Consider the following 13,641-nt stretch of genomic DNA (forward strand, 5'->3'; position numbering starts at 1 on the left):
GAGCGGGGGACCCCCATGAGCAAGGGGAGACCCCAACGGCTTCCTCCTCCGCCTTGCGGGGCACGGCGCCGGACTCCGCTCCCTGATCCGGCATCATCCGAACGAAAGAACCTGGCTCGGGCGGCCGAGGGTCAGGAGTTGCTCGGGAAGCCGAGGTTGATGCCCCCGTCGGACGGGTCCGGCCAGCGCGTGGTGATGACCTTGCCCTGGGTGTAGAAGGCGATGCCGTCGTTGCCGTAGATGTGGTGGCCGCCGAAGAGGGAGTCCTTCCAGCCGCCGAAGGAGTGGTAGCCCACCGGGACCGGGATCGGCACGTTGACGCCGACCATGCCCGCCTTCACCTCGAGCTGGAAGCGGCGGGCGGCGCCGCCGTCCCGGGTGAAGATCGCGGTGCCGTTGCCCCAGCGGGAGTCGTTGATCAGCGCGATGGCCTCGTCGTAGGTCTCCGCGCGGACCACGCACAGCACCGGGCCGAAGATCTCGTCCTGGTAGGCGTCCGCGGTCACCGGCACCCGGTCGAGCAGCGAGACACCGACGAAGAAGCCGTCCTCGTGCCCGTCGACCGTCAGGCCCGTGCCGTCGAGCACGACCTCGGCGCCCTGCGCCGCCGCGCCCGCCACGTACGAGGCCACCTTGTCGCGGTGCTCGCGGGTGATCAGCGGGCCCATCTCCGAGGCGGGGTCGTTGCCCGGACCGATGCGGAGCTTCTTGGCCCGCTCGGTGATCCGGCCGACCAGGTCGTCGCCGATGTCACCGACCGCGACCACGACCGACACGGCCATGCAGCGCTCGCCGGCCGAACCGTACGCCGCGTTGATCGCCTGGTCGGCGGCCAGGTCCAGGTCGGCGTCGGGCAGGACCAGCATGTGGTTCTTGGCGCCGCCCAGGGCCTGGACCCGCTTGCCGTGCTCGGTCGCCTTCAGCTGGATGTGGCGGGCGATCGGGGTGGAGCCGACGAAGGAGACGGCCTCGATGTCGGGGTGCTCCAGGATGCGGTCCACGGCCTCCCGGTCGCCCTGCACGACGTTCAGCACACCGTCCGGCAGGCCCGCCTCGGTGGCCAGTTCCGCGAGGCGGACGGAGGCTGAGGGGTCCTTCTCGGACGGCTTCAGCACGAACGTGTTGCCGCACGCGATGGCCAGCGGGAACATCCACATCGGCACCATGGCCGGGAAGTTGAACGGCGTGATGCCGGCGACCACGCCCAGCGGCTGGCGGATCGAGGCGACGTCGACGCGGTGGGAGACCTGCGTGGACAGCTCGCCCTTCAACTGCACGCTGATCCCGCAGGCCAGTTCCACGATCTCCATGCCCCGCGCGATCTCGCCGAGGGCGTCGGAGTGCACCTTGCCGTGCTCGGCGGTGATCAGCTCCGCGATCTCGTCGCGGTGGGCGTCCAGCAGTTCGCGGTACTTGAACAGGATCGCCGTGCGCTTGGCCAGCGACGAGGTGCCCCAGCTCTCGAAGGCGTCCTTCGCGGCGGCGACGGCGGCGTCCACCTCGTTGGTGTCCGCGAACGCGACCTGCTTCTCCTGGGCGCCGGTGGCCGGGTTCCAGACGGGGCCGAAACGGCCGGAGGTGCCTTCGACGGGCTTGCCGCCGATCCAGTGGCTGATGGTCTTCATGAGAGCGGACGACCTTTCACGTGCGGTGAGTTGAAACGGGAGCGGGGGACTCGAGTGTCGAGCCCGGGGTGCGGGCGGAGCGGTTCAGAGGTGCCGGCGGCGGCCGGCGACCTGGGCGTCGTACCGTTCACGCGCCCGCACCGCGGCCTCGCGGGAGGCGACCTCGGCCACCGGCACGTCCCACCATGCCTCGGCCGGGGGAGCGGTGGGTGCCGGATCCGTCTCGACGTACACGCACGTCGGACGCTCGGCGGCACGGGCCTCGGCCAGGGCATGGCGCAGCTCCCGCACGGTCTTGGCGCGCAGCACGTCCATGCCCAGGCTGGCCGCGTTCGCCGCGAGGTCCACGGGCAGCGGGGCACCGGTGAAGGTGCCGTCCTCGGCCCGGTACCGGTAGGCGGTGCCGAAGCGCTCGCCGCCGGTCTCCTCGGACAGGCCGCCGATGGAGGCGTACCCGTGGTTCTGGATCAGCACCATCTTCACGGGCAGCCGCTCCTGGACGGCCGTGACGATCTCGGTCGGCATCATCAGATACGTGCCGTCGCCGACCAGCGCCCAGACGGGCGTGCCGGGCGCGGCCTGCTGGACGCCGATCGCGGCCGGGATCTCGTAGCCCATGCAGGAGTAGCCGTACTCCAGGTGGTACTGGCGCGGGCTGCGCGCGCGCCACAGCTTGTGCAGGTCGCCCGGGAGCGAACCGGCCGCGTTGATCACCACGTCGGCGTCGCCCACGACCGCGTCGAGCGCGCCGAGCACCTGGGTCTGGGTGGGTACGGCGCTCTCGTCGTCCGCGCGGTAGGCGGCCTCGACGACCCGCTCCCAGTGCTCCTTGCCGGCGCGGTACCCGTCCTCGTACGCCGCGTCCACGCGGTGCCCGGCCAGCGCCCCGGCCAGCGCCTCCAGACCGCTCCGCGCGTCGCACACCAGGGTGCGCGCTCCCAGCTTGTGGGCGTCGAAGCCGGTGATGTTGAGGTTGAGGAAGCGCACGTCCGGGTCGGCGAAGAGGGTGCCGGAGGCGGTGGTGAAATCGGTGTACCGGGTACCGACGCCGATCACCAGGTCGGCGGTGCGGGCCAGTTCGTCGCTCACCGCCGTGCCGGTGTGGCCGATGCCGCCCAGGTCGGCCGGGTGGTCGTGGCGCAGGGAGCCCTTGCCGGCCTGGGTGGAGGCGACCGGGATGCCGGTGGCGTCCACGAGGGCCCGGAGCGCCCCCTCGGCCTCGCTGTGGTGGACCCCGCCGCCCGCGACGATCAGCGGACGCCGGGCGGCCCGTACGGCCCGGACCGCCGCCTCCAGCTCGACCGGGTCCGGTGCCGGACGCCGTACCCGCCAGACGCGGTCGGCGAAGAACTCCTCCGGCCAGTCGTAGGCCTCGGCCTGCACGTCCTGCGGCAGGGCGAGGGTGACGGCGCCGGTCTCGGCCGGGTCGGCGAGCACCCGCATCGCGTTCAGCGCGGACGCGATCAGCGCCTCGGGACGGTTGATCCGGTCGAAGTAGCGGGAGACGGGACGCAGCGTGTCGTTGACGGACACGTCCGCCTCGACCGGATGTTCCAGCTGCTGGAGCAGCGGGTCCGCCGCGTGCGAGGCGAAGTAGTCGCCGGGGAGCAGCAGTACCGGCAGCCGGTTGACGGTGGCGAGCGCGGCGCCGGTGACCAGGTTGGTCGCGCCGGGGCCGATCGACGTCGTCACGGCCTGCGCCGACAGCCGGTTGAGCTGACGGGCGTGGGCGACGGCCGCGTGCACCATGGACTGCTCGTTGCGGCCCTGGTGGTACGGCATGACATCGGCGTACTCGACGAGCGCCTGCCCGACGCCCGCCACGTTGCCGTGGCCGAAAATGCCCCACGTGCCCGCGATCAGCCGGTGCCGTACGCCGTCCCGCTCGGTGTACTGGGCGGCCAGGAACCGCACGAGTGCCTGGGCGGTCGTCAGTCGGCGGGTGGGGGCGCTCATACGGACCTCTCGGGGGCGGTGTAGAGGGGCAGGCGGGGGTCGAGGGGCTGGTCGGGCCAGGTGGAGCGGATCCAGGCGTGCTCGGGATGGTCGCAGATCAGCCAGGCGCGTTCGTCCTCGGGACCCGCCATGACGTTGAGGTAGTACATGTGGTGGCCGGGCACGGCCATGGACGGCCCGTGCCAGCCGTCCGGGATGAGCACGACGTCGCCGTCGCGCACCTCGGCGAGCACGTCCGTGTCCCGGCCCGGACCGGACGGGGAGACCCGCTGGTAGCCGAGGCCGGGGATGCCGTCGTGGTCCGCGAACTCGAAGTAGTAGATCTCCTCCAGCACGGACTCCTCGCCCGGCCGGTGCTCGTCGTGCTTGTGCGGCGGGAACGACGACCAGTTGCCGCCCGGGGTGATCACCTCGACCGCGATCAACTTGTCGCACTCAAACACCCCGGCCGCCCCGAAGTTGTTGACCTGGCGGGAGCAGTTGCCGGTGCCGCGCAGTTCCACGGGGACGTCGGACGCCGGTCCGTAGCGGGCGGGAAGCCGCCGGGCGCAGCGGGCGCCGGTGAGCGCGAACCGTCCGCCGCCCGCCGACGTGACGGTCGCGCGGGCGTCGCGCGGCACGTAGGCGAAGTCGCTGACGCCGTCGAACACGCTCGTGCGGCCGGCGAGGTCGAACGTGTCGTGGCCGAATTCGTCGGCGGAGGCGACCGTGCAGCCGCCGCTGAGCGGCAGGACGATCCACTCGCTGTCGCCGGTGTCGAAGGTGTGCGAGCCGCCCGGCGGCAGTTCCAGCACGCGCAGGCTGGAATGATCCCAGCCGGCCGACCGGGGGGTCACGTCGACGAGGTACGGGCCGGCCGGAGCACGGTCCGCGGGAAGGTGATGGGTCATGGCACCCTTTCCGGTCGCAACAGGCTCACAGCAGGCTCACGGCCGTGTCCACCGCTTCCTCCACACTGCCCCCGGCCGGGTAGAGCAGTGAGCGGCCGACGACCATGCCCTGCACGGAGGGCAGCTTCAGCGCCTTGCCCCACCGCTCGTACGCCGCCTCCTGGTCGCCGACCTCCCCGCCGAGCAGGACGACGGGCAGCGTGGAGCCGCGCAGGACCTCCGCCATGTCGTCGGCGTTCTCGGTGACGGGGAGTTTCAGCCAGGTGTAGGCGGAGGTGCCGCCGAGGCCGGAGGCTATGGCGATGGAGCGGGTGACGGCCTCGGCGGACAGATCGTTGCGGACCCTGCCGTCGACCCGGCGCGAGATGAACGGCTCCACGAACACCGGGAGCCGGCGTTCGGCCATGGCGTCGACGGCGCGGGCGGTGGACTCCAGGGTGCTCAGGGAGCCCGGGTCGTCGTAGTCGATGCGGACCAGCAGCTTGCCCGCGTCGAAGCCGAACCGCTCGATGTCCTCGGGGCGGTGGCCGGTGAAGCGGTCGTCCATCTCGAAGGCCGAGCCGGCCAGACCGCCGCGGTTCATCGACCCCATGACGACCTTGTTCTCGAGCGCGCCGAGCAGCAGCAGGTCCTCGAGGATGTCGGCGGTGGCCAGCACCCCGTCGACGCCGGGCCGGGACAGTGCGACGCACAGCCGTTCCAGCAGATCGGCACGGTCGGCCATGGCCAGGCGCCGGTCGCCGATGCCGAGCGCACCCCGCGCGGGGTGGTCGGCGGCCACGATCATCAGCCGTCCGCTGTCGCCGATCAGCGGACGGCGGGCCCGGCGGGCCGCCGCCTCGGCGATGGCCTGCGGATTCCGGGCCCGGACCGTGGTGAGGTCACAGATGCTGAAATTCAAGGAATTGACTCCGTTCAGGACTGGCTCGGCAGGCTCGCGCCGCCCGGCGGCACGGTCTGAGCGAGGAGGTCCGCCACTTCGGCCCCGGTGGGCATGGCGGACGAACAGGCCAGGCGCGAGGCGACGAGAGCGCCGGCGGCGTTGGCGTGGCGCATGGTTCGCTCCAGGTCCCAGCCCGAGAGCAGACCGTGGCAGAGCGACCCGCCGAAGGCGTCGCCCGCACCGAGGCCGTTGACCACGTCGACCGGGACCGGCGGCACCTCGGCGCGGGTGCCGTCGCGGTGCACGGCGAGCACGCCCCGGGGGCCCTGCTTGACGACGGCGAGTTCCACGCCGGCCGCCAGCAGTGCCTCGGCGCACGCCTCGGGCTCGCGCACTCCGGTGGCGACCTCGCACTCGTCCAGGTTGCCGACCGCGACCGTGGCGTGCCGCAGGGCCTGGCGGTAGTAGGGGCGGGCCTCGTCGGGATCACGCCAGAACATCGGGCGCCAGTCCAGGTCGAACACGGTGGTGCCCGCCTTGGCACGTGCCCGAAGCGCGTCGAGCGTCGCCGAGCGGCTCGGCTCCTCGCTCAGACCGGTGCCGGTGATCCAGAAGATCCCGGCCCCGCGTACGGCGGCGAGATCCAGCTCGGTGGTGTGGATCTCCAGGTCGGGGGCCTTGGGCCGGCGGTAGAAGTACAGCGGGAAGTCGTCCGGCGGGAAGATCTCGCAAAAGGTCACCGGCGTCGGATACGCGGCGACCGGGGTGACCCACCGGTCGTCGACGCCGAAGCCCTTCAGCGCCTCGTGCAGATAGGTGCCGAAGGGATCGTCTCCCGTCCGGGTGATCACGGCCGTGGAGCGGCCGAGCCGGGCGGCGGCGACCGCGACGTTCGCGGCCGAACCACCGAGGAATTTTCCGAATGTTTCGACCTTTGCGAGCGGAACGCCGGTCTCCAGTGGGTAAAGGTCGACCCCGATGCGTCCCATGGTGATCAGGTCGAAATACTGTGGTGCGTCTGAGTCGGTCATCGAGCGAAGCTCCTCGAACTGCTGGGGATGCGGGTCCCGGGGCGCCCTGCCACGGTGGGGACGTGGAATCCAGGGACCTGCCGCCTCTCAGGTGTAGGTCTCGGAGGGCGGCGATGTCAAGAGTTTGTACTTACATTCGGACTAGCTGGTGAACTGATGTCTTAACAAAGTATTGACAGAGTGCACGCCAGGGGATTTGATCCCGTCCCAACACGACAGGCGTTTCGCACGACGACGCAGACCCGGACGTCCGAGGCTCCGGGGAGGATTCTCGGACCCCGCCCCTTTTTCCGCGTAGCACAGTGAGGTGCAGGCAAAGATGGACCGCTCTTCTCGCAACCGCCCCCGTAGAATCGCGCCCTTCGTGGCGGTGGCCGCGGCGGCCGCACTGACACTCGCCGGATGCTCCAGTGGTTCCGGGGGCAAGAAGGCCGAGGAAGGCGGCGACGGCGCGTCGGCCGGCAAGGCGAGCACGCCGCAGATGACGGTCGCCCTCGTGACCCACCAGGCGCCCGGCGACACGTTCTGGGACATCGTCCGCAAGGGCGCCGAGGCCGCCGCGGCCAAGGACAACGTCAAGCTCATCTACTCCGCCGACCCGAACGCGGGCAACCAGGCCAACCTGGTGCAGAACGCGATCGACCAGAAGGTCGACGGCATCGCCGTCACCCTCGCCAAGCCGGACGCGCTCAAGAGCGTCCTCGGCAAGGCGGAGAAGGCGGGCATACCCGTCGTCGGCCTCAACTCCGGACTGAGCGACTGGAAGGACCTCGGCCTGCTGGAGTTCTTCGGCCAGGACGAGTCCGTGGCCGGCGAGGCCTTCGGCAAGAAGCTCAACGAGGTCGGCGCCAAGAACACCGTCTGTGTCATCCACGAGCAGGGCAACGTCGGCCTGACCCAGCGCTGCGACGGCCTGAAGAAGACCTTCGAGGGCGAGACCCAGATCCTCAACGTCAACGGCATCGACATGCCGTCGGTGAAGTCGACGATCACCGCCAAGCTCAAGCAGGACTCCTCCGTCGACTACGTCGCCACCCTCGGCGCACCCTTCGCGCCGACCGCGGTGCAGTCGGTGGGCGACGCCGGCAGCAAGGCGAAGGTCGCCACCTTCGACCTCAACAAGGACCTGACCAAGGCGATCAAGGCCGGCGACATCGAGTTCGCCGTGGACCAGCAGCCCTACCTCCAGGGCTACCTGGCCATCGACGGCCTGTGGCTCTACAAGAACAACGGCAACTACAGCGGCGGAGGTGAGCAGCCGGTGCTGACCGGCCCCGCGTTCGTCGACAAGTCCAACGTCGACGCGGTCTCCGAGTACGCCGCGAAGGGCACTCGGTGATGAGCATGACCCGACAGGCTGAGCCGGCGGTGACCCCACCGCCGGCCCCCGGCCCGAAGGCGAACGACGGCCGCACCACGCGGCGCACGCCGGCCCGTCGGCTGCTGGCCCGTCCCGAGGTCGGAGTCTTCCTCGGCGTCGTGGTCGTTCTGGTGTTCTTCCTGATCGCCGCCCCGCCGATGCGGGACAGCGGCTCGATGGCGAACATCCTGTACCAGTCCTCGACCATCGGCATCATGGCACTGCCGGTGGCACTGCTGATGATCGGCGGCGAGGTCGACCTCTCGGCCGGCGTCGCCGTGGTCACCTCGGCCCTCACCGCGAGCATGCTCGCCTACCAGCTGTCCATGAACATCTGGGTGGGCGTCATCGCCGCCCTCGCGGTGTCCCTCGCCATCGGCATGTTCAACGGCTGGTTCCTGATGAAGACGGGCCTGCCCAGCTTCCTCGTCACCCTCGGCACCTTCCTGATCCTCCAGGGCATCAACCTGGCCGTGACCAAGACGGTCACCGGGAACGTCGCGACCGACGACATCAGCGACATGGACGGCTTCGCCCAGGCCAAGGCCCTCTTCGCGTCCAGCTTCGAGGTGGGCGGCGTCCAGGTGAAGATCACCATCGTGTGGTGGCTCGTCTTCGCGGTCCTCGCCTCCTGGGTGCTGCTCCGCACCAAGTACGGCAACTGGATCTTCGCGGTGGGCGGCAACAAGGAGAGCGCCCGTGCCGTCGGCGTGCCGGTGACGTTCACCAAGATCTCCCTGTACATGCTGGTCGGCTTCGGCGCCTGGTTCGTCGGCATGCACCAGCTGTTCTCCTTCAACACCGTGCAGTCCGGCGAGGGCGTGGGCCAGGAACTCATCTACATCGCCGCCGCGGTGATCGGCGGCTGCCTGATGACCGGCGGCTACGGCTCCGCGATCGGCCCGGTCTTCGGCGCCTTCATGTTCGGCATGGTGCAGCAGGGCATCGTCTACGCCGGCTGGAACCCGGACTGGTTCAAGGCCTTCCTCGGCGTGATGCTCCTCGGCGCCGTCCTCATCAATCTGTGGGTCCAGCGCACGGCGACCCGGAGGTGACCGCAATGACCGACGACACGACCGGCACCCACGGTGCCGTCCTCAAGGACACCGCCCCCGACGGGGAGCACCCCCTGGTCGAACTCCGCGGGGCAGGCAAGTCCTACGGCAACGTCCGCGCCCTGCACGGGGTCGACCTGAGCGTCCACCCCGGCCGCGTGACCTGCGTGCTCGGCGACAACGGCGCCGGCAAGTCCACCCTCATCAAGATCATCTCTGGGCTGCACCAGCACACCGAGGGCGAATTCCTCGTCGACGGCACCCCGGTACGGTTCTCCACCCCGCGCGATGCCCTCGCCAAGGGCATCGCCACCGTCTACCAGGACCTCGCCGTCGTCCCCCTGATGCCGGTGTGGCGCAACTTCTTCCTCGGCTCCGAGATGACCAAGGGCACCTGGCCGGTCCGCCGTCTCGACATCGAGCGGATGAAGAGGACCGCGGACGAGGAACTGCGCAACATGGGCATCGTCCTCGACGATCTCGATCAGCCCATCGGCACCCTCTCCGGCGGCCAGCGCCAGTGTGTGGCCATCGCCCGCGCCGTCTACTTCGGCGCCCGCGTCCTCATCCTGGACGAGCCCACCGCCGCGCTCGGCGTCAAGCAGTCCGGCGTGGTCCTGAAGTACATCGCCGCCGCCCGCGACCGCGGCCTCGGCGTCATCTTCATCACCCACAACCCGCACCACGCCTACATGGTGGGCGACCACTTCAGCGTCCTGCGCCTGGGCACCATGGAGCTCTCCGCCGCCCGCAGCGAGGTCTCCCTGGAGGAACTCACCAACCACATGGCCGGCGGCACCGAACTCGCGGCCCTCAAGCACGAGCTGGCACAGGTACGCGGCGTCGACGTCGAGGAGCTCCCCGAGGAGGGAGACCTCCAGGCCCCCGTAGTGGCATCCCCGGAAGGAAAGTCCTGACATGGCAGTCGCGCTCGACCGCATCAGGGTGGGCTCCGCCCCCGACTCCTGGGGCGTCTGGTTCCCCGACGACCCCCAGCAGGTGCCCTGGCAGCGCTTCCTCGACGAGGTCGCCGAAGCCGGCTACTCCTGGATCGAACTCGGCCCCTACGGCTACCTCCCGACCGACCCGGCCCGCCTGGCCGACGAGGTGAAGAAGCGGGACCTCAAGGTCTCCGCCGGCACCATCTTCTGCGGACTGCACCGCGGCCCCTCCGAGTGGGAGTCCACCTGGGAGCAGGTCGGCCGGGTCGCCTCGCTCACCCGGGCCATGGACGCCAAGCACCTCGTCGTCATCCCGTCCTTCTGGCGCGACGACAAGACCGCCGAGATCCTGGAGCCCCCGGAGCTCACCACCGAGCAGTGGGGCCACCTCGCCAAGGGCATGGAACGCCTCGGCCGTCAGGTGCGGGACACCTACGGTCTCGACATCGTCGTCCACCCGCACGCCGACACCCACATCGACACCGAGGAGCACGTCGAGCGCTTCCTCGACTCCACCGACTCCTCCCTGGTCAACCTCTGCCTCGACACCGGGCACTACGCCTACTGCGGCGGCGACAGCGTCAAGCTGATCGAGACCTACGGCGAACGCATCGGCTACCTGCACCTCAAGCAGGTCGACCCGGACATCCTCGCCGACGTGGTCGCGGGCGGAATCCCGTTCGGCCCCGCCGTCCAGCGCGGCGTGATGTGCGAACCGCCCGCCGGAGTACCGGAGCTGGGCGCGGTCCTGACCGCAGCCCAGAAGCTGGACGTGGACCTGTTCGCGATCGTCGAGCAGGACATGTACCCCTGCGAGCCGGACAAGCCGCTGCCGATCGCGGTGCGCACCCGCAAGTTCCTCCGCTCCTGCGGCGCCTGACCCCGGCGCCCGACCCCCCTGGAAAGGGAGGCGAGAACCGTGCACGGGAACGACCCCCTGGGAATCGCCGTCATCGGCACGGGTCGCATGGGCGCGGACCACGTGCGCCGGATCGACCGGGTCATCAGCGGCGCGCGGGTCGCCGCCGTCGCCGACACCGACGCGGAACGGGCCAAGGCGGTGGCCGCCGGCATCGACGGCTGCACCGTACACACCGACCCGGCCGCCGCGATGGCGCCGCCCGGCGTCGACGCCGTACTCATCGCCTCCCCGGGACCGGCCCACGAGGCCGCCCTGCTCGCCGCGTTCGAGCGGGACCTGCCCGTCCTGTGCGAGAAACCGCTCACCCCCGACGCCGCTTCCGCGCTGCGCGTCGTCGAAGCCGAACAGGAACTCGGCCACCGCCGCGTCCAGGTCGGCTTCATGCGCCGCTACGACGCCGAGTACGTCCGCCTCAAGAAGCTGCTGGAGACGGGACAGCTGGGCCGGCCCCTGATGCTGCACAACAGGCACCGGAATGTGGCCAGTTCACCCTTCTTCACGAGTTCCATGCTGATCACCGACTCCGTCTCCCACGAAGTGGACGTCACCCGCTGGCTGTTGGGCCAGGAGATCACGGCGGTCACGGTGCACGCCCCCGGATCCTCCCCCGGGGCGCCCGACGGGCTGCGCGACCCGCAGTTCGTCGTCCTGGAGACCGACGGCGGCGCGCTCAGCGATGTCGAGATCTTCGTCAACTGCGGCTTCGGCTATCAGGTCCAGGCCGAGATCGTCTGCGAACGCGGCACCGCCCGCGTCGGCGACGACCACCACCTGGTCGCCAACGTGGCCGGCCGTTGGGGCGGCACCATCACCCAGGACTGGACCGAACGCTTCGACCAGGCCTACGACGACGAGCTCCGGGCCTGGGTCGACACCACCTGCCGGGGCGAGGTCGGCGGCCCCAGCACCTGGGACGGTTACGCGGCGGCCGCCGTCTGCGAGGCCGGAGTCCGGGCCCTGGAGGAGGGCGGCCGGGTGGCGGTCGAACTGGCGGAGAAACCCGCGCTGTACGGGTGAGGCGACGTGATGCGTGTGGGGCCGCCCTCCGGAAGGGCGGCCCCACACGCGTTGTTCACGTCACTCGAGTCGAGGAGCGCGTACCACCGCTCACGCCTGCCGTACCTCCTCGATGGTGACGGGGCGGTGCTCGTGCAGGGACAGGGTGCACGCGTCGGCGATCCAGCCCGCCTCCAGGGCGTCCGCCACCGTGCACGGGGACGGCCGGGAGCCGGCCACGACCTCGGTGAACGCGGTGAGTTCGGCGCGGTAGGCGGCGGTGAAGCGGTCCATGAAGAAGTCGTGGGGAGTGCCCGCCGGGAAGGTCACCCCGGGCTCCACCGACCGCAGCGGAAGCTTGTCCTCCAGACCGACCGCGATGGAGTCGGTGAAGCCGTGGATCTCCATGCGGACGTCGTAACCACGGGCGTTGTGGCGGCTGTTGGAGACGACGGCGATGGTGCCGTCGTCCAGGGTGAGGATCGCGCCGGTGGTGTCGGCGTCGCCCGCCTCCTTGATGTAGTCGGCGCCCCGGTTGCCGCCGACCGCGTACACCTCGGTCACCTCGCGGCCGGTGACCCAGCGGATGATGTCGAAGTCGTGCACGGAGCAGTCACGGAAGATGCCACCGGACGCGGCGATGTACGCGGCCGGCGGCGGCGCGGGGTCCAGCGTGGTCGAGCGCACGGTGTGGAGCTTGCCCAGCTCCCCGCCCCGCACGGCCTCCCGCGCGGCGACGAAGCCGGCGTCGAAGCGACGGTTGTAGCCGATCTGGATCGGCACGTCCCGGCCCTCGACCGCCTTCAGCACCTGTACGCCCTCGGCCATCGTGCGGGCCACCGGCTTCTCGCAGAACACGGGGACGCCCGCCTCGACACAGGCGAGGATCAGCCCCGGGTGGGCATCGGTCGCCGCGGCGATCACCACGCCGTCCACGCCGGCCGCGAGCACGGCCTCGGGAGAGTCCGCGACCTCGGCGTCGAACCGCTCGGCGGCGGCCTTCGCGGCGTCCGCGAACGGGTCGGAGACGACGAGCGACTCGACGGCGTCGAGTCCGGAGAGGGTCTCGGCGTGGAAGGCGCCGATGCGGCCGAGACCGAGGATTCCGATGCGCATGGGGGTGGTGCTCCTTGGGTCGGGGGTGAACGGGGTGAGCGGGGTGGCCGGGGAGTGCGGGGGGTCGTACGAGCGGGGGAAGGCGGTCAGTCGAGGCCGCCGAGGACGTTCTGGTCCCAGTCGATCACGGACCCGGTGACCACGCCGGACCGGTCGGACAGCAGCAGGACCACGAAGTCGGCGATCTCGTCCGGCCGGCCGAGCCTGCCCATCGGCAGCCGTGCGGCGGCAAGCTCTCGCCAGTCGTCGCCGGCGCCGTGGAAGGTGCGCTGGGTGGCGTCCTCGCCCTCGGTGGCGGTCCAGCCGATGTTCAGCCCGTTGATCCGGATCCGGTCCCATCGGTGGGCGTGTGCGGCGTTGCGGGTGAGGCCGACGAGCCCGGCCTTCGCGGCGACGTAGGGGGCCAGGAAGGGCTGCCCGCCGTGCGCCGACGAGGTGATGATGTTGACGATCGTGCCGGGCTCCTCACGCCGCACCATGTCCGCCACGGCGGCCTGCATGGCGAAGAACGGGGCCTTGAGGTTGATCGCGATGTGCTGGTCGAACAGCTCCGGGGTGGTGTCCAGCAGCGTTCCGCGCGAGGTCAGCCCCGCCGAGTTGACCAGGCAGTCGACCCGGCCGTACGCCCGTACCACCTCGGCGACGGAGTCCTTGGCCTGTTCGGCGTCGGCCAGGTCGGCGCGGACGAACATCGCCTTGCCGCCCGCGGCAGTCAGCTCCGCCACCAGGGCCTCACCGGGCGCGGGGCGGCGTCCGGTGACGGCCACCACCGCTCCTTCGCGGACCGCGGCCCGCGCGACGGCGGCGCCGACGCCCTGGCTGCCGCCGTTGACGAGGACGATCCTGTCGTCGAGAAGTCCCATGCC

The 13,641-nt window shown here is 70.8% G+C and carries 12 protein-coding genes; 5 read left to right on the top strand and 7 right to left on the bottom strand.

Annotated elements, in window-relative coordinates:
* Positions 1-131 precede the first annotated feature (131 nt).
* The 5 genes from ACFPZI_RS03865 to iolC all read right to left on the bottom strand — a co-directional run bounded on the left by ACFPZI_RS03865 (position 132) and on the right by iolC (position 6,385).
* Positions 132-1,625 (bottom strand): CoA-acylating methylmalonate-semialdehyde dehydrogenase, encoded by a 1,494-nt coding sequence (locus tag ACFPZI_RS03865; protein WP_381358215.1) that lies wholly within the window; start codon positions 1,623-1,625, stop codon positions 132-134.
* 84 nt (positions 1,626-1,709) lie between these two features.
* Complete coding sequence (gene iolD / locus ACFPZI_RS03870) at positions 1,710-3,581, bottom strand: 3D-(3,5/4)-trihydroxycyclohexane-1,2-dione acylhydrolase (decyclizing) (protein ID WP_381358218.1); 1,872 nt, start codon at positions 3,579-3,581, stop codon at positions 1,710-1,712.
* Positions 3,578-4,471: a 5-deoxy-glucuronate isomerase gene (gene iolB / locus ACFPZI_RS03875; protein ID WP_381358220.1), complete on the bottom strand. Its 894-nt coding sequence runs from the start codon at positions 4,469-4,471 to the stop codon at positions 3,578-3,580. The genes iolD and iolB overlap by 4 nt, the downstream gene beginning before the upstream one ends.
* A gap of 25 nt (positions 4,472-4,496) precedes the next feature.
* Entirely contained in the window at positions 4,497-5,372 is an 876-nt protein-coding gene (locus tag ACFPZI_RS03880; protein WP_381358223.1) for a Cgl0159 family (beta/alpha)8-fold protein, read from the bottom strand.
* Between the two features lie 14 nt (positions 5,373-5,386).
* Positions 5,387-6,385: a 5-dehydro-2-deoxygluconokinase gene (gene iolC / locus ACFPZI_RS03885; protein WP_381358226.1), complete on the bottom strand. Its 999-nt coding sequence runs from the start codon at positions 6,383-6,385 to the stop codon at positions 5,387-5,389.
* 319 nt (positions 6,386-6,704) lie between these two features.
* Here iolC and ACFPZI_RS03890 point away from each other — a divergent pair, with 319 nt between their 5' ends.
* From ACFPZI_RS03890 to ACFPZI_RS03910, 5 genes are read left to right on the top strand one after another with little or no spacing between them, the layout of a single operon-like run.
* Positions 6,705-7,724, top strand: a complete 1,020-nt coding sequence (locus ACFPZI_RS03890) for a sugar ABC transporter substrate-binding protein (RefSeq protein WP_381358229.1) — start codon at positions 6,705-6,707, stop codon at positions 7,722-7,724.
* Entirely contained in the window at positions 7,724-8,800 is a 1,077-nt protein-coding gene (locus ACFPZI_RS03895; RefSeq protein WP_381358232.1) for an ABC transporter permease, read from the top strand. Before ACFPZI_RS03890 ends, ACFPZI_RS03895 begins: the two co-directional genes overlap by 1 nt.
* A 5-nt stretch (positions 8,801-8,805) precedes the next feature.
* On the top strand, positions 8,806-9,717 hold the full coding sequence (locus tag ACFPZI_RS03900; protein ID WP_381358234.1) for an ATP-binding cassette domain-containing protein: 912 nt from the start codon (positions 8,806-8,808) through the stop codon (positions 9,715-9,717).
* 1 nt (position 9,718) lies between these two features.
* The gene (locus ACFPZI_RS03905; protein ID WP_381358237.1) at positions 9,719-10,621 is read left to right on the top strand and encodes a sugar phosphate isomerase/epimerase family protein; all 903 of its coding nucleotides are present in this window, start codon (positions 9,719-9,721) and stop codon (positions 10,619-10,621) included.
* Between the two features lie 39 nt (positions 10,622-10,660).
* Positions 10,661-11,680 (top strand): Gfo/Idh/MocA family protein, encoded by a 1,020-nt coding sequence (locus tag ACFPZI_RS03910; protein WP_381358240.1) that lies wholly within the window; start codon positions 10,661-10,663, stop codon positions 11,678-11,680.
* Positions 11,681-11,770: 90 nt separating this feature from the next.
* Here the strand turns inward: ACFPZI_RS03910 and ACFPZI_RS03915 are convergent, their stop codons facing one another.
* Positions 11,771-12,775 (bottom strand): Gfo/Idh/MocA family protein, encoded by a 1,005-nt coding sequence (locus ACFPZI_RS03915; RefSeq protein ID WP_381358242.1) that lies wholly within the window; start codon positions 12,773-12,775, stop codon positions 11,771-11,773.
* A gap of 86 nt (positions 12,776-12,861) precedes the next feature.
* Entirely contained in the window at positions 12,862-13,638 is a 777-nt protein-coding gene (locus ACFPZI_RS03920; protein ID WP_381358245.1) for an SDR family oxidoreductase, read from the bottom strand.
* Positions 13,639-13,641: the final 3 nt, after the last annotated feature.

It is taken from the genome of Streptomyces chlorus (genome assembly GCF_042655885.1).
GTDB lineage: Bacteria > Actinomycetota > Actinomycetes > Streptomycetales > Streptomycetaceae > Streptomyces > Streptomyces chlorus.